The sequence below is a fragment of the Deinococcus alpinitundrae genome (assembly GCF_009982895.1).
Classification (GTDB): Bacteria; Deinococcota; Deinococci; order Deinococcales; family Deinococcaceae; genus Deinococcus; species Deinococcus alpinitundrae.
In genome coordinates this window covers 244,899-260,532 of the sequence record NZ_WXZL01000003.1, presented here as the reverse complement: position 1 = coordinate 260,532, position 15,634 = coordinate 244,899, and the positions used below count along the sequence as shown (strand labels likewise).

The 15,634-nt window shown below is 67.9% G+C and carries 14 protein-coding genes; 11 read left to right on the top strand and 3 right to left on the bottom strand.

Annotated elements, in window-relative coordinates; translation table 11 throughout:
• Positions 1–95: 95 nt before the first annotated feature.
• Positions 96–3,284: an ATP-binding protein gene (locus GUI70_RS04305; RefSeq protein ID WP_161881060.1), complete on the top strand. Its 3,189-nt coding sequence runs from the start codon at positions 96–98 to the stop codon at positions 3,282–3,284.
• Between the two features lie 76 nt (positions 3,285–3,360).
• On the opposite strand, the gene GUI70_RS04300 is transcribed toward GUI70_RS04305, so the two are convergent.
• From GUI70_RS04300 to GUI70_RS04290, 3 genes are all read right to left on the bottom strand, one after another.
• Entirely contained in the window at positions 3,361–4,593 is a 1,233-nt protein-coding gene (locus tag GUI70_RS04300; protein ID WP_161881059.1) for a hypothetical protein, read from the bottom strand.
• Between the two features lie 109 nt (positions 4,594–4,702).
• The gene (locus tag GUI70_RS04295) at positions 4,703–5,269 is read right to left on the bottom strand and encodes a hypothetical protein (protein WP_161881058.1); all 567 of its coding nucleotides are present in this window, start codon (positions 5,267–5,269) and stop codon (positions 4,703–4,705) included.
• Between the two features lie 20 nt (positions 5,270–5,289).
• On the bottom strand, positions 5,290–5,481 hold the full coding sequence (locus GUI70_RS04290; protein WP_161881057.1) for a hypothetical protein: 192 nt from the start codon (positions 5,479–5,481) through the stop codon (positions 5,290–5,292).
• 317 nt (positions 5,482–5,798) lie between these two features.
• Here GUI70_RS04290 and GUI70_RS04285 point away from each other — a divergent pair, with 317 nt between their 5' ends.
• The 10 genes from GUI70_RS04285 to iolB all read left to right on the top strand — a co-directional run bounded on the left by GUI70_RS04285 (position 5,799) and on the right by iolB (position 15,498).
• The gene (locus GUI70_RS04285; protein WP_161881056.1) at positions 5,799–7,040 is read left to right on the top strand and encodes a virginiamycin B lyase family protein; all 1,242 of its coding nucleotides are present in this window, start codon (positions 5,799–5,801) and stop codon (positions 7,038–7,040) included.
• A gap of 56 nt (positions 7,041–7,096) precedes the next feature.
• Positions 7,097–7,831 (top strand): hypothetical protein, encoded by a 735-nt coding sequence (locus GUI70_RS04280; RefSeq protein ID WP_161881055.1) that lies wholly within the window; start codon positions 7,097–7,099, stop codon positions 7,829–7,831.
• A gap of 13 nt (positions 7,832–7,844) precedes the next feature.
• Positions 7,845–8,006 carry a hypothetical protein gene (locus GUI70_RS04275; protein WP_161881054.1) on the top strand — a complete coding sequence of 54 codons (162 nt, stop codon included), beginning with the start codon at positions 7,845–7,847 and terminating at the stop codon, positions 8,004–8,006.
• Between the two features lie 71 nt (positions 8,007–8,077).
• A complete protein-coding gene (locus GUI70_RS04270) occupies positions 8,078–9,370 on the top strand; it encodes a hypothetical protein (protein WP_161881053.1) in 1,293 nt (430 codons plus the stop codon).
• Positions 9,371–9,413: 43 nt separating this feature from the next.
• Positions 9,414–9,557, top strand: coding sequence for a hypothetical protein (locus tag GUI70_RS04265; RefSeq protein WP_161881052.1), 144 nt, complete (start codon positions 9,414–9,416; stop codon positions 9,555–9,557).
• Entirely contained in the window at positions 9,554–11,488 is a 1,935-nt protein-coding gene (iolD, locus tag GUI70_RS04260) for a 3D-(3,5/4)-trihydroxycyclohexane-1,2-dione acylhydrolase (decyclizing) (protein WP_161881051.1), read from the top strand. Before GUI70_RS04265 ends, iolD begins: the two co-directional genes overlap by 4 nt.
• Positions 11,485–12,432 (top strand): TIM barrel protein, encoded by a 948-nt coding sequence (locus GUI70_RS04255; RefSeq protein WP_161881050.1) that lies wholly within the window; start codon positions 11,485–11,487, stop codon positions 12,430–12,432. Before iolD ends, GUI70_RS04255 begins: the two co-directional genes overlap by 4 nt.
• Entirely contained in the window at positions 12,429–13,436 is a 1,008-nt protein-coding gene (gene iolC, locus GUI70_RS04250) for a 5-dehydro-2-deoxygluconokinase (protein ID WP_202630396.1), read from the top strand. The genes GUI70_RS04255 and iolC overlap by 4 nt, the downstream gene beginning before the upstream one ends.
• 173 nt (positions 13,437–13,609) lie before the next feature.
• Positions 13,610–14,650 carry an inositol 2-dehydrogenase gene (gene iolG, locus GUI70_RS04245; protein ID WP_161881049.1) on the top strand — a complete coding sequence of 347 codons (1,041 nt, stop codon included), beginning with the start codon at positions 13,610–13,612 and terminating at the stop codon, positions 14,648–14,650.
• On the top strand, positions 14,647–15,498 hold the full coding sequence (gene iolB, locus GUI70_RS04240; protein ID WP_161881048.1) for a 5-deoxy-glucuronate isomerase: 852 nt from the start codon (positions 14,647–14,649) through the stop codon (positions 15,496–15,498). Before iolG ends, iolB begins: the two co-directional genes overlap by 4 nt.
• The last annotated feature ends 136 nt before the right edge of the window (positions 15,499–15,634 follow it).

Here is a 15,634-nt window from a genome sequence, read left to right as displayed (position 1 = left end):
GGTCGCGAGCCCCCGCTCTGCGCGCTCACTGGTGGCTGGTCAGAGCAGGCGCGGCCCGGTTCAGGCGCCGCTCCGGTGAACAGGTAAGGCCAGCCGTGGAGCCGCAGCCTTCATCCACCGCGCTTGAGCTGCGGCTGCTGGGGGTGCCCCAGGCGCAGCTGGGCGGCACGCCGATCCACCTGCCGACCCGCAAGGGGCTGTGGTTACTCGCTTACCTGGCGCTCGACGGCCCGGCAGACCGGGGCACCCTCGCCAACCTGCTGTGGGACGACGCCGGAGAAGAGCAGGCGCGCGGCAATTTGCGCGCGGAACTTTACCGCCTGGGCCGCTCACCCGCCGCCGAGGTGCTGGAGGTCAGCAAACGCCAGGTCAGCTACCGGGGCCTGCCCTGCGACGTCGAGCACTACGAGCGGCTGCTGCGCGCCGGAGACGTCACAGGAGCCGAGCGCCTCTACCGGGGCGAACTGCTGGCCGGAGCGTCCGGGGGACCTTCCTTCGAGGAGTGGCTGCGGGCCCGGCGAGAAGGTCTGGAGGCCCGGCGCGCCGAGGGGCTGCGCAGCCACGCGGCAGCGCTGGAGGCGGCGGGCGATCTGCGCGCGGCCCTGCACAGCTGGCTGACCCTGCTCGGCCAGGATGAACTCAACGAGGAAGCCTGCCGCGAGGTCATGCGCCTGCACGCCCGTCTGGGAGAGCGCGACCAGGCGCTGAGCCGCTACGCACGCTGCCAGGCGGCGCTGGCCCGCGATTTGGAACTGGAGCCTTTGCCGGAAACGGCGGCGCTGGCCCGCGCCATCCGGGAAGGCCTGGGACGAACCGCGCCGACGAGCGCCGAGCCGCAGCGGCAGCTGGACCGAGGCCTGTTGCCACTGACCGGACGCGAAGCGGCGCTGAAGCGGCTGCGCCCGCTGGAGAGCGGCGTGGTGCTGCTGATCGGCGAATCCGGCGTGGGCAAAACCCGGCTCGCCGACGAACTCGCGGCCCTGCGGGGCGGCGCGCTGACCCTGCACGGCACCGAGCTGGCGCGCGCCACACCGCTGGCTCCGCTGGAAGGAGCCTTGCGCCAGAGCTTGAAAGCAGGCCGCCTCGACCAGCTGGAAGAACCCTGGCGCGGTGAACTGGCCCGGTTGCTGCCGGAACTGAGCAGCGTGCGCTTGCCCGCCGACACCTTGCCCGCAGGCCGCCCCCGCTTTCTGGCCGCGCTGACCCATGCCCTTGCCCTCAGCGCCGGGCCGGGAGGCAGCTTGATTCTCGACGACGTCCAGTGGTTCGACGACACCACCCTGGAAGTCTGCGCCCGGCTGGTCAGCAATTACCCGGTCCTGCTGCTGCTGACCGCCCGTCCCAGCGAACTCAGCACGGCCCAGGCTGCGCAGGCTGCCCTTGAGGCCTGGGCACACGCCGGGGTCCTGACCACCGAGCACCTGAGCGCTTTGAGCGAAGCCGATTTGCTGAGCCTGGTGCGTACCCTGTCCGGAACGTCGTCGGGCGAACTCTTCTCGCAGCGCCTGCACGCCGTAACCGACGGCAACCCACTCTTCGTGGTCCAGACGCTGCGCGGCCTGCTCGAAAGCGGCGTGATCACGGTGCGCGGCGGGCAGTGGCAGACCGCCTACGACGAGGTCACCAGCGACTACGCCGAGCTGCCGATGGCAGCCTCGGTGGGGGCAGCCATCACTGCGCGCGCCGACCGGCTGGGCGCTGAAGCGCGGCGGCTGCTGGACGCCGCCAGCTTGATCGACGAACCCTTTACCCTGCGCGAACTCATCGGAGCAACCGCCCTGGATGAATGGAGCGCCTTGGCCGCTTTCGAGCGCGCCGAGGAAGCCGGCCTGCTGATCTCTGCAGGGCAGGCCTACCGCTTTGCCCACGCGCTGATCCGCCGCGCCCTTCAGGGAGCCCTGAGCCCGCAGCGCGCCGGGTTGCTGCGCCGCCGACTGGCCGAGAACCTGATGGCCCAGGGCGGCGACGCGCTGGCCATCGCCCAGCTGCTCACCGACACCCCGGCGGCTGCCGCCGCGTGGTGGCGTCAGGCGGCCCGGCAAGCCGCCGAGCGCTACGACGCCCGCAGCGCCCTGACCCTGCTCAACCGGGCGCTGGAGGCGCTGCCGGGCAGCGACGAACGCCGGGCCGCCTGGCTGATCGAGCGCGCGAACCTGGCCGATACCCTGGGCGAGCACACGGTGCAAACCGAGAGCCTGAACGAAGCTGCCCGGTTGGCAACCAGTGACCTCGACCGGGGACTGGTGGTGCTGGGGCGCTCGCGGGTGCAGTCGCTCGCGGGCCAGCCGGTTCAGGCGGGCGCACTGGCGCGCGAAGCCAGCGAGCTGCTGCGCCGGGCAGGCAGCGACCGGGGCACCTACCAGGCCGAACTGTGCCTGGCCGAGGCCGCCTATTACCTCGAAGACTTCCCCCAGGCGCTGAAATGCGCTGAGGAGGCTGCGCGGGTGGCGCGGCGACTCGATCCGCCCGCCCTGATGGGGGCCCTCAACTGGCTGGGCATCGTGCGCGACACCCTGCTCGACCCCGAGGGTGCCCTGCGCGCCTACAACGAGGGGCTGGCCCTGACGGCGCGCGGGGCGGGCGGGTACATGGCGGCCCGGCTACTCAACAACCGCGCCACCCTGAACAATCTCTATGGCCAGTTCGCTCGAGCGCTCACGGATCTCGACGAGGCGCTGGTGCTGATTCAGCGCGGCGAGTACCGCCAGCTCGAAGGCTTCGTACTGACCACCCGGGTGTGCGCGCTGCAGGGCCTGGGGCAGCTCGGCCAGGCCGCGCGCGACCTCGAACAGGCCCGGCTGATCGCCCAGGCCCTGGGCAGCCTGCGGCTGGAGAGTCACTGCCTGTCGCAGCACGCGGCGCTGCTGGTCGCCGATCAGCAGTTCGCGCAGGCCATCCCGGCGGCGGACACCGCCCTGGCAGCGGCACACACCACCGGCGCGGTTTCCGATCAGATCTCGGCGCTCGTCGCGCGCAGCGCGGCCCAGCTGAACTCCAATCAGCCGCAAGCGGCACTGCGAGACGCCCAGGCGGCGGCGGCGCTGCTCGAAACCCGGGGGGTGCTGCGTGAAGGCCTGCCGTTTTTTATCCACCATGCCCTGGTGCAGGCCCTGATGGCTGCCGGGCAGCGCGGTGAGGCGGTCCGGCGCAAGCAGCTGGCCGCCTCGGAGATCCGCGCCCTGGCCGCCCGCTTGGGCGACCCCGGCCTGCGCGCCGCCCTGCTGGCGCTGCCCGAGTGCGCGGCTTTGCTTGAGCACAAAGGCGTCCCGGAAGGGTTTCCCTGACCCGGACGACCACCAAGTTCGCGGTCTATAAGAAAGCACGGCGGTCCGCACCACTCCGGGCAGCGCCGGTACCGTTTCAGGGTCGGGGCAGCGCCAGGACGGCAGCCATCAGACGCTGAAGGTCGGCGGCGTTGTACGCGAACAGATCATAAACCACCCGTCCCTCCACGCTGAACAGCGCCCGTTCGACCAGCTGCCCTCCGGCAACGAACCCCCAGGTCAACCCCACCACATGCCGCGCCGGTTGGATCACGCCCGATCCGTGCGGGATGTAGAGTTCTCCACCGTCAGGCAGAAAAGAGGGCGGCCCGTCATCCGGTTCGAGCAGGCTCGAAGGCCACGGACCCGAGCGCCGGGCTGCGTCTTCTATATAGATACCGCCGATTTGGCGGCCATCTGCGGTGAGGCAATTCACACTCGCCTGCCCGGCGGCCAGCATTTCGGGAGCGTGGACGAGGGTGCAGGTGGCCGTGCCGACTTTGGACGGCAGGAGCGCTTTGAGTTTCCCGGCGCTCAGGAAAGCGGACGGACGCCGGGGAACCTGAGTGCGCAAGATCTTCAGGGTCCGCTCGATGCTGACGTCGAGCGAGTCGCCGGGAGGACCTTCAGGACCCGGAGCGTGGGCGAGGATGTCGAGGGCCGCGTGCTTTGCGGCGTCGCGCGCCCAGCCGAGCGAATGACCCCCCGCCCCCCGCTCGAAGACACTGACTTCAAATTCGTAGCGGCCCGCCACGAAGACGTTGACGACGCTCGTTTCAGCAGGCCCCGACGCCTGACGCTGGGTCTGCTCGACCACCACCAGGCCGGGACCGTACGACGTGAGCCGCACGCTCAGCGGCCCCTGCTTGTCGGCCATCCCGATGCTGGCCGACAGTCCGCGCGTTTCCTCCAGCACGCCTTCCAGCGCCGACTTGCCCTTCCGAAAGAAGTCCAGCAGCCGGATGTCCGCGCTCCCGCCATTTTTGGATTTGTAGTGGGCGACGGCCACCTCCTCATCCATGGGCGTACTGAACGTTTCTTGCAAAGCGTTCCCCGCGAATTCGTGCGGCAAGAAGGCGGCCAATTCAAACACCGTGAAGCGGGTAGGCGGTCGGCTGGGCGGCAGCACGCTGGCCCGAACCGCACTTTGCAACGCGGTCAGATCGAAGGGGACGCTGGAAGCCGCCTGCGCCGACCACACCAGCAGGCCGCTCAGGGCGCAGGTCAGCGTCAGCGAGCGAAATCGCGCCGGCGCTGACTTGCAGAAGTGAAAGGCAAGCAGGCCGGGTTGGCAGGCGGCAGCGGTGTCGTGGGCGGTGTCTCGGATCATCGGTCCAGTCTCCAATCAGGCCAGGTGCGGCGGGTCGGTTTTGCAGCTTGCTGTCCCAGGCGGTAGACCTTCAGCAATACAGTCATTCTCCCAGCACAACCCGCGCTGCTCACGGCACTCGGCGCACTGGCAGGGCCGACAGCCGGATCAACTTCAAGCAGGCGTCCACGGCGGCGTGCGAGGTCGCCGAAGTCTGAATGATCTGCACGACGAAACGGCCATCCAGCCACACCCGCGTCTGGGCCAGGCGGCGCTGCGGATCGTAGGTCGTGTAACCCACCGCGCCGCTGATCGATTGAACCAGTTCGCTCTGCCGATCGGCAGCGGACAAGCCCAGAAACTGCGCCGCGCCCATGACTGTGTTCATGGCATTGGCCCCGAAGTCGTCGAGACTCAGCTGCAAGCTGCCGTAGTGGGCCTCGGCGTGGGCGGCAGCCTGGCGGGGCGCGGTGGCGGCGGCTCCCGCGCAGCGGGCAGGCAGCAGCGCGGCCAGCCGGGAAGACGCCAGGGGTTTGGTCTGCGCCCCCAGCGTCGTCGCCTGCAGCGTGACGGTTCTGATAGCCGCTTCGGAATCGTAGGCGGCCAGCGCCGCGCCGCCCAGACAGGCCCCCAGCAGCGCGGCGGGCCAGCGGGTACGGCGCAGGAAAGCAGTGGAAACGAGCGCATAACGATTCATGAACGTTCCTCCCTGGAAAATCAGCGCAGTCCGTCACTGAACTGAACAGTAAGCAAAAAGGTGATCAAAGCTTCGGGGCTCTCGAAGGTGCGGGCCAGACCGCGCTCGGTCGTCACCTGCACCTGCCACGACGTGCCGGGGCCAGCAGGCGAAATCTGCAGCTGAACCGCCACCGTTCGGCGCTCGGGCAGGTTGCCGGGCTGTGAGGTCATGCGTTCTCCTTCGCCCGGCAGCTTAGTGGGGCCAGCATGATTTGAGCGTGACAACCCACCTGGTAGTGGCTGCCCCACCACCCTCTCCGCTTGCGACGCTCACGTCACGGCGCGCTGCGTACGGTCTTAAGCGGGGAAAGCGAGACCCGCAGCTCCAACGGAGCTTGTTCGGCAAGGTCAAGAAGCGTGCATCACTCGCAGCGGGCCAGCGTGCCCAGGGGGTCAGCATGAAAGCAGGGAGATTCAAGCGGGCCAGCGGCAAATGGCCCAGTGAACAGATATTCAGTGGAGCCAGCCGCAGCGCTCCGGAGCGTACCATGACACCTGAGCGTCCGAATCCTGCTCCACGGTTCTCGTCGTTTCCGCTACTGCTGGGTGTGTTGCTCATCGCCTGTTCGAGCCCGCCCCCGGCTCCCGCAGCCAGCGCACCGACCGTTACGTCCGTCAGCCCAGACCTGGGCCTGGTGTCCGGCGGAACAGCTGTCACGGTCACCGGATCCAACTTCGAGCCCGGCATGAGCGTCAGGTTCGGTGCGGCGCTCTCGGGAAGCGTCACGGTCATCAGTTCCACTACCCTCACCGCCATCAGCCCGGCGAGCAGCACCGGCCCGGTGGATATCACCGTGACGGGCGCAGCGGGCAGCAGTTCGACCACCATCAACGACACCTTCCATTTTCTGACTTTCGGGCACGACGCCTTGCCCGGCGCCGACAAGGACCTCGGCGGCGTCACCAACGGCCCGGACGGCAACCTGTGGTTTACCGAACGGAGCGGCTCCAGCGGTGACATGATCGGCCGCATCACTCCGGCAGGCCGCGTCACCGAATTTGCTCTCCCCCTTCCGAGCGGACCATTCGGCATCACCAGCGGCCCGGACGGCAATTTGTGGTTTACCGAAGCTGCCGCCCACAAGATCGGGCGCATCAGCCCGGCAGGCGACCTGAGTGAATTTGATCTTCCGACCGCCGACGCCGACCCGTACTTGATCACCAGCGGCCAGGACGGCAACGTCTGGTTCACCGAACACGCTTCCAACAAGATTGGCCGCATCACCCCGGCAGGCCGCGTCACCGGGTTTTCATTGGCCGCGAAAGGCAGGCCGTCTTCGATCGTCAGCGGCCCGGACGGCAATTTATGGTTCACCGAGTATGGGACCAGCAAGATCGGGCGCATCACGAAAACCGGCAGCATCACCGAATTTCCCACCCCCGCCGCCAACAGCGGCCCCAGCTTCATCGTCAACGGACCGGACGGCAATTTGTGGTTTACCGAGGCTGCCGGTAACAAGATTGGCCGCATCACCCCGGCGGGCAGCATCGCCGAATTCTCTATTCCCACTGCCCGCAGCAACCCGCAAGGCATCACCAGCGGCATAGACGGCCAGCTGTGGTTTACCGAACTTGGCAGCAACAAGCTCGGGCGCGTCACGCTGGCAGGCGACGTGACTGAATTCGATCTCCCCGCCACCGATACCCTTTCAGGGTTCATCATCAGCGGCCCGGACGGCAATTTACGGTTTACCGAAGACGGTGGCAAGATCGGCGTTCTGAAGCGCTGACCTCTGCGCCGTCCCCTCCCCTTTCCAGCACCCCCATTTTCATAAGGAGAAGTGCCATGAACAAGACCCGCCGCTTTGCCCTCACCGCTGGCCTGTGTTTGGTCAGCCTCGCCGCCGCCCAGTCGGTTCAGCGGACACTCAGCGTGGTCGTCAACGGCCAGGTGGTGACGGCCAAAGCCGTCGTCGTGAAGGGCGAGACGTTCGTGTCGCTCTCGGTCCTCGGCCCGCTGGGCATCAAATCGAGCGCCGCAGGCAGCACCCTGAGCCTGACTTCAGCCCAGGCCCAGGGTACTCCTACCGCCGCTCCGGGTGGAGCCAACCAACGCAGCGCCACCGAGGGCTGCCTGGGCGAAACACTCTTCAACGGTTTGTGGCGGTTCAGGGTGATCAGCGCCGAACCGCTGGTGCGCAGCGAGACCGGCGGCACACCCGGCTGGGCGGTGAACCTGGAATTTCGCAACGGGACCCAGAAAGACATCTCGCCGACCATCTCCTTCGACGCTTTCGGCAAAGGCGTGTACCTGATCCGCCAGGACGGCCAGAACGCGGGCAACCTCAGTGGCGACGGCTTTTACTACACCTTCGGCAAACGGGTCCCGCCCGGCGGGGTCATCAGCGGCGCGGCCAATTTCTATACCGATGCGCCGCTAGACAAATGGGACGCGTTCAAGGCCAACCGACCGACCAAACTGATTCTGTCTGTGCTCTCGACGGTTCTGGCCAAAAACGAGGGCCTGGCCTACAGCACCCCCACCCCCACCTTCCGGGTCAATCTGACCTGCCGCAAGTAGAGCGGGAGACACCATGAAGCTGCGATTTTTGCCGCTGCTGCTGCTGGTCACCCTGGGCCTGGCGGACCGCGCCCAGGCACAGTCCCACACGGCACAAGTTAAGCTGGCACAATTCCACCTGCCCGGCCTGCCCAGCTTGCCCCTGCCCCGACTGCCGGTCGCGCTCCCCCCCTGAACACGGCGCTGCCCGATCTGCCCTTCACGCCGGGCAGCGCCGTCAGCACCGGCATCGCGGACGCCTTTCCGGTGGCGAACTGGCTCGACGCCTGGCAGGGCGACACGTCCCCGCAAATCCAGCACAGCTTCACGCTGGCTCCCGGTTTCTACCGCTTTACTCTCCAGAGTTACTGCCTGCATGCCGGAACTTACGGGCCGAGCAGCGGCGCAGGCTATCCGCTGGCTCCCCTACGGGGTGACCGGGCCGCCACCATCCGGGGCATCTTGCAGCGCTCGGCCCAGTTTCCGGCAATTTCCCAGATCGACGTGCAGACGCTGATCTGGGGCACCGAGGCGGGAACACGGTTCAGCGATTATCCGCTGGATTTTCAGGTTCGCGTCGCGCCTCTGATGACGCCCGAAGACATCGCCCTGTCGTTCGTGTCGCTTCCGGCGCTCACGGCCAGCTTGCCTGCCCCGGTGCAAAACGCCCTGAACTTCTACGGGCAGCTCCGGGCGCAGCTGGCCCGGCCACAACAGGATTTCGCCGCGCTGGAACGCCTGGCGGTGCTCCCGGGGGCGGCCCCGACCGGCGCGGGCAGCCGGGCGATTCCGTCAGGAGCGTGGACAGCGGCGGGCGAGGGATTTTACGCCCGCGCTCTGCCCAGCACCTACGCACGCACAGTGCTGGACGTGATCCGGGTGGCTCCTTACCGCCTGGTGCGTGACGGGCGGGGCCGCATCACCCTGTTCGAGAGCGGCGGCTACCGCGCCGAGACGACCTACGATGACCGACCCGGCCAGGATCTGCTGATCGGGGAAGGCGGCGCGCGCCTGCCGGTGTGGCGTTTTGCCACCCTGCGCCTGAGCGGTCCGCACCCCGGCGAGACGCTGGAACTGCAAGACCGGGGCTTTACCGTGCCGTCGGACGCCGTGCGCTTCGGCCAGCCGTTCGCCTCGGCACCCGGCGGCCCGCAGCTGATGCACGCCGTCTTTCAGTTCGGAGCGGACCTGGCCACCTGGCGGGCGCGCGCCGAGGTGGCCAAAGAGCAGTGCGACCGCGTGCAGGAATACCGCGAACTGTATGGCCGGGCGACGGCGCGCCCCAGCGAGCAGGCCATCGCCGACTTCACGGACCTGGGCCATTACCGTGACGGCATTCAGGGAGCGCTGCAGGGCGAGGGCCTGGGCTGGCTGGTCGATCACCAGTTGCGCCAGCGGGGAGCCTTGGAGTACGCGACCTGCGTGCTGAACGGTGACTGCCCACCACCGGGCGAGCGCCCCCTGCCGGAAACCGCCACCTTCGATCCCACCGGCTTCGTGGCCACGCCGGGCAATACCCTGATGCAGCGGCTGGGCATCTCGGCCAGGGAGCTGAACTGACGGCGCAGGCCCGCTGAGCAGGCCCAGAGGGTATGCTGCCGGGATGACCACCTTTGCAACGTGGGAGCGGGCTGCCGAAGCCCGCTCTCCCACTCCGCACGGCGCGCTGGTGAGCGGCGAGGCGGTGCAGGTGGCAAAATTCAGGGAGGACACTTTGAGCGAATTGTTTGCAAAGGAAGCGGCATGACGGCGGGCCATCTCCACTCCCGCCCCACCCAGCGCCTGACCGTCGCGCAGGCGCTGATCAAGGTGCTGGCGGTGCAGTACAGCGAGCGCGGTGGCCAGCGCCAACGCTTGATTCCGGCCATCTGGGGCATCTTCGGACACGGCAATGTGGCGGGGCTGGGGCAGGCGCTCGAGGAGTACGGCGGCGAACTCGACCTCCCCACCTACCACCCGCAAAACGAGCAGTCGATGGTGCACACGGCGTCCGCCTTCGCCCGGCACAACAACCGCCTCGCCACCTACGCCTGCACCGCCAGCATCGGCCCCGGCAGCACCAACATGCTGACCGGCGCGGCGCTGGCGACGGTCAACCGCCTGCCGGTGCTGCTGCTCCCCAGTGATTATTTCGCCAACCGTCTCCCTGACCCGGTCTTGCAGCAGCTCGAACACCCCAGCCAGCACGACGTCAGCGTCAACGACTGCTTCCGGCCCGTCAGCAAGTTCTACACCCGGATTTCGCGGCCTGAGCAGTTGCTCTCGGCTTTGCCCGAAGCCCTGCGGGTGCTGACCGACCCCGCCGAGACGGGCGCGGTGGTGCTCAGCTTGCCGGAAGACGTGCAGACAGAAGCCTACGACTGGCCCGCGGGTTTCTTCGAGCCGCGAACCTGGCACATCCGCCGCCCGCCGCCGGAAACGGAGCTGATCCGGCAGGCCGCCGCCCTGTTGCGGGCCGCTGAGCGCCCGCTGATCGTGGCGGGCGGCGGCGTCATCTACTCGGCAGCGGAGCAGGCGCTGGCCGAGCTGGCACAGCGCCACGGCATCCCGGTGGTGGAGTCGCAGGCAGGCAAGGGCGCGCTCAGCTGGGACCATCCGCAGAACGCTGGACCCGTCGGCTCCATCGGCGGAAGCGCCGCCAACCGGCTGGCCCGCGACGCCGACGTGGTACTGGCCATCGGCACCCGGCTAGGCGATTTCGTGACCGCCAGCAAAACGGCTTTTCAGCATCCGGACGTGAAATTCATCGGGCTGAACGTGGTGGCGATGGACGCCGCCAAGCTGGGCGCGCTGAGCCTCGTCGCCGACGCCCGCGAGGGCATCACCGCCCTGAGCGAAGCACTGGCAGGCTGGAGGGGACTTTCAGACGAACAGAGAGCGACAAACCGAGCGCTGATCGCTGAATGGCATGCGCTGGTGGATCAGCAGCGAGCCGACACCGGCAGCTCGCCGCCGTCTCAGGGCGCAGTCATCGGCGTCGTGAACGAGGCGACCGGCGCAAACACCACCGTCATCTGCGCGGCGGGCAGCTTGCCGGGCGATTTGCTGCGGCTGTGGCGGCCCACCGACAGCAAGGCGTACCACGTCGAGTACGGCTTTTCCTGCATGGGCTATGAGATTCCGGCGGGCCTGGGCGTGGCGCTGGCCGAGCCGGAGCGGCGGGTGGTCGTGATGGTCGGCGACGGCTCGTACCTGATGATGAACAGCGAGATCGTGACGGCGGTGATGGAGAACCTGAACCTGACCATCGTGCTCGTCGACAACCGCGCCTACATGAGCATTCGCGGGTTGCAAATGGAATGCGGCACCGAGCCGTTCAACAACGAGCTGCGCCGCCGCGATTCGCGCACCGGGCGCACCGACGGCGAGGTGGTGGCGCTCGACTTCGTCAAGCAGGCGCAGGGGCTGGGCGCTCAGAGCGTACTGGCGGGCAGTCTGACTGAACTGAGGGCAGCGCTGGACCACGCCGGGCAGGGCGGCGTCCACGTGATCGTCGTGCCGGTGAATCTGCGCGAGCGGGTGCCGGGCTTCGAGAGCTGGTGGGACGTGCCGATTGCCGAGGTCTCAGGGCAGCCAGGCGTGCAGGCGGCCCGCCAGAATTACCAGGAGAAGGTGGTTCAGCAGGTTCCTTACTTCAGCTCCACCCAGGTTGAGACCGTAGCGCCGGAGGTCAAATGATTCAATTCGGCAACGCCCCGTGCTCGTGGGGCACCATCGAAGGCTTCGGCGAGGGGGTTCCGGCGGCGCGGATGCTCGACGAGCTGGTGCAGGCGGGTTACCGGGGCACCGAGCTGGGTGATTACGGCTACTTCCCGACGGATGTGACCGAATTGCGCGAAGCGCTGAGTCGGCGCCATCTGACCATGCTGGGCGCTTACGAGGGCGTGTACCTGCGTGACGAGAGCGCCCACGCCGAGGGCGAGATGCGGGTGCTGCGGGTGGCGCGGCAACTGGCGGCGGTGGCCGATCTGGGCGACCCCGACTGGACGCCGCTGGTGGTGCTGGCCGACGAGCACAGCCGCGACCCGGCAAGGGCGCAGCACGCCGGACGAATCAAGCCGGAACTGGGCCTGGACGCGGCGGACTGGCAAATCTTCAGCGCCGGAGCAGAGCGCATCGCCCGCGCGGTGAAAGCGGAAACCGGACTGCGAACCGTATTTCATCATCACTGCGGCGGTTATGTGGAAACGCCCGCTGAAATCGCCAAATTCCTGAAGCATACCGACCCCGAACTGATCGGACTGGTGTTCGACACCGGGCATTTTCTCTACGGCAGTGGCGGCAGCGATCCGCAGACGGTACTGGACGGCCTCAAGCAGTTCCGCGAACGTGTCTGGTACGTGCACTTCAAGGACATGAGCGCCGAGGTGGCAGCCCAGGCCCGCCAGGGTGCCCTCCACTACCAGCAGGCGGTGGGCGCGGGCGTCTTCTGCGAGCTGGGGCGCGGCGCGGTGCCGTTCCCGGCGGTGCTGGGCGAACTGGAGCAGACCGGCTACCGGGGCTGGATCACGGTGGAGCAGGACGTGCTGCCGGGCATGGGCGAGCCGCTGGTGAGTGCGCGGGCCAACCGGATCTATCTGGACGGACTGACGCCATCAAGTGTTGAAGGAACGGCGCTTTGACCGCTGAGCCGCTTCCCGCCGAACTGTTCACCCTGGGCCGCAGCAGCCTCGACCTCTATTCCGACGACATCGGCGCGGCCTTCGCCGACATCACCCGCTTCGGAGCGTATCTGGGCGGCAGCCCGCTGAACATTGCGGTGGGGGCGAGTCGACTGGGCGTGCGGGCGGCGCTGCTGACGGCGGTGGGTGAGGATCAGGTCGGAGATTTTCTCCTGAAGGGGCTGGAGCGCGAGGGGGTCGAGACGCGCTTCATTTCGCGCAAGCCCGGCACCCGTACCAGCGCCGTGCTGCTGGGCATTCAGCCGCCCGACAGATTTCCGATCACCTTTTACCGCGAGAACGCCGCCGACATTCAGCTCAGCATCAAAGATATTCAGGACGCGCCGATCGAAGCGGCCCGCGCACTGGTCATCAACGGCTCGGCCCTGGCGAGAGACCCCAGCCGCTCGGCGACCCTCAGCGCGGCGCGGCGGGCACACGAGGCAGGCGTCACGGTTTACTTCGACCTCGATTTCCGGGCCGACCAGTGGCCGGACCCCCTCGGCTATGGCCTGAGCATCCGCAGCGTGCTGCGCGACGTGGACGTGATTCTCGGCACCGAAGAGGAGATCAACGCGGCCCGGCTGCGAGACCCGGCGGACGTGGTCATCCGCCACAGCATGGTCACCGCTCCGGAGATTCGCGGCGACGTGGCCGCCAATACCGCTGCCCTGCTGGAGGACGCGCCGGTGGTGGTGGTCAAGGAGGGAGAACGCGGCTGCACGGTTCACCGCCAGAATGAGGCACCGATCCCCGTGCCCGGCTTTGCCGTGGAGGTGCTGAGCGTGCTGGGCGCAGGCGACGCCTTCGCGGCGGGCCTCATCACGGGCCGCCTGCGCGGCATGGACTGGGCGCAGAGCGCCCGGCTGGGCAACGCCTGCGGAGCCATCGTGGTCACGCGCATCGGCTGCGCCAACTTCACCCCCACCTGGGACGAGGTGCAGGCGCTGATGGACGGAGGGTGAAGCGGTGACCCCGCTCAGACCTGAGGCCCACCACAAGAGCGCGGGCACTTCGTTCAGGTGGCCTGTCTGTCAACCCGTACACTGGCCCTGAAACGGCATTGCGCCTGACCGCCGTACCCACCCACTCAACCTTGCCCACTAAGCCGACCAATTCCACAAGGAGTCGCCCCCACATGACCAATCCTCCCTCCCCCACCGCCCCCATCCGCTTTGCCGTGCTCGGCGCGGGCCGCATGGGTCTCGAGCACGGCCAGGCGCTGGCCAGCTTGCCACAAGCGCAGGTGATGGCGGTGGCCGACCCGCTGCCCGAGGCCGCCGCCCGCCTGGCCCAGCTCACCCGCGCTGCAACCGTCTACGCCGATCCGCTCGACGCCATTCACGACCCGCAGGTGCAAGCCGTCATCATCGTGACGCCCACCAGCACCCACGCGGCGCTGATCGAGGCGGCGGCGCGGGCGGGCAAGGCCATCTTCTGCGAGAAGCCGGTGGCCGCCGACCTGGGCGAGACCGAGCGTGTTATGCGGGTGGTCGAGGAATGCGGCGTGGCCTTTCAGATCGGTTTCCAGCGCCGCTTCGACGCGGGGTTCGCGCAGGCGAAGCAGCGCATTCTGGCGGGTGAACTCGGCACCATCGAGCAGTTCGCCGCCACCGGACGTGACCCGGCCCCACCGCCGCTGGACTACTTGAAGGTGTCGGGCGGCATTTTCCTCGATCAAGCCATCCACGACCTCGACATCGCCCGCTTTCTGGTCGGCGAGGTGGAGGAAGTGCTGGCGATCGGCGACGCCAAAATCGATCCGGCCATCGCCGATATGGGCGACGCCGATACGACCACCGTGCTGCTGAAATTCGTGGGCGGCGCGCAGGGCGTGGTACAGAATTCGCGCCGGGCCGTCTACGGCTACGACGTGCGCACCGAGGTTTTCGGCTCCGGCGGCAAGTTCGTGCTGGACGCCACCCCCAAGACGCCGCTGCTGAGCTACGCCCAGGGCGTACAGATGGACCATTACCACTTTTTCATGGACCGTTTCAAGGACGCCTACCGCGCCGAGATTGGGGCCTTCGTCGCCGCATTGCAGGCCGGAGCACCGCCGCAGCCGGGAGTGTTCGATGCGGTGGAATCGCTTCGACTGGCGCTGGCCTGTACGCGGAGTCTGCGCGAGGGCCGGGCGGTGAAGGTGGCCGAGGTGCAAGCCGACGGACAACACGCGTGAGCCATCACCTCAAGCCTGGCCCCCTCGGCGACCTTGGCGTGACGCCTGAGACGGCAGGCTGGCGCTACCTGTCGTTCGGCGTGCGTCAGCTCAGGGCGGGCGAAACCTTCAGCAGCAACACGCGGGGCCTGGAAATGGCCGTTGTGCCGCAGGCTGGACACTTCACGCTGGAGGCGGGCGGTCAGCGCTTCGAGCTGAAGCGGGAGAGCGTCTTCACCGAGCTGCCCCACGTCGTCTACCTGCCGCCCGGCACGGCGTTTGTCATCACGGCCCAGGCGGACAGTACCTTCGCGCACGGCGGCGCTCCAGCGGAAGGCCAGCTGCCGCTGCGGCTGTTCGGGCCCAGGGAAATGCGTGTTGAGCTGCGCGGCGGAGCCAACGCCACCCGGCAGGTCTCGCACATCCTGGGACCGGACCTGCCTGCTGAGCGCCTGCTGCTTTACGAGGTCTATACCCCCAGCGGCAACTGGAGCGGCTGGCCCCCGCACCGCCACGACGGGCAACTCGGCAGCTTGTATATCGAGGAAACCTATCACTACCGCATTCAGCCGCCGGAAGGCTGGGCCGTTCACCGCAACTACTCGCCGGAAGACGGCCTCGACGAACTGCTGCTGGCCCGCGACGGCGATGTGATCCTCTCGCCACGCGGCTATCACCCGGTGGCCGCCGCACCGGGCAGCAACGTCTACTACCTCAACTTCATGGCGGGTGAGGCTGTAGGCGAGCAGCGCAGCACGCCGCCGCTGGACGAGGCGCAGTGGGCCTGGATGCGCCAGGACTGGTCAGGCCGGGCAATGCATTTACCCATCCAGGAGTTGCCAGTTCAGGACAAATCAGCCCAGGATTGACCAGACCGGCAGGTCAGAACTCCGGTCTGTCGGCGCACCTGGGGCTGTGCTGCTCTCCATGCACCGTCGCCGCCGTCTCGATGTCTCAAGCTGAGCGACTTCAAGACCGGCTCCAATCGGATGAAGCAGGCTGACA

Bases quoted from the DNA above. Each gene is read 5' to 3' on its own strand.
- GUI70_RS04300 (WP_161881059.1), bottom strand. From the start codon at position 4,593: ATGATCCGAGACACCGCCCACGACACCGCTGCCGCCTGCCAACCCGGC.
- GUI70_RS04295 (WP_161881058.1), bottom strand. From the start codon at position 5,269: ATGAATCGTTATGCGCTCGTTTCCACTGCTTTCCTGCGCCGTACCCGC.
- GUI70_RS04290 (WP_161881057.1), bottom strand. From the start codon at position 5,481: ATGACCTCACAGCCCGGCAACCTGCCCGAGCGCCGAACGGTGGCGGTT.
- GUI70_RS04285 (WP_161881056.1), top strand. From the start codon at position 5,799: ATGACACCTGAGCGTCCGAATCCTGCTCCACGGTTCTCGTCGTTTCCG.
- GUI70_RS04280 (WP_161881055.1), top strand. From the start codon at position 7,097: ATGAACAAGACCCGCCGCTTTGCCCTCACCGCTGGCCTGTGTTTGGTC.
- GUI70_RS04275 (WP_161881054.1), top strand. From the start codon at position 7,845: ATGAAGCTGCGATTTTTGCCGCTGCTGCTGCTGGTCACCCTGGGCCTG.
- GUI70_RS04265 (WP_161881052.1), top strand. From the start codon at position 9,414: ATGACCACCTTTGCAACGTGGGAGCGGGCTGCCGAAGCCCGCTCTCCC.
- iolD (WP_161881051.1), top strand. From the start codon at position 9,554: ATGACGGCGGGCCATCTCCACTCCCGCCCCACCCAGCGCCTGACCGTC.
- GUI70_RS04255 (WP_161881050.1), top strand. From the start codon at position 11,485: ATGATTCAATTCGGCAACGCCCCGTGCTCGTGGGGCACCATCGAAGGC.
- iolG (WP_161881049.1), top strand. From the start codon at position 13,610: ATGACCAATCCTCCCTCCCCCACCGCCCCCATCCGCTTTGCCGTGCTC.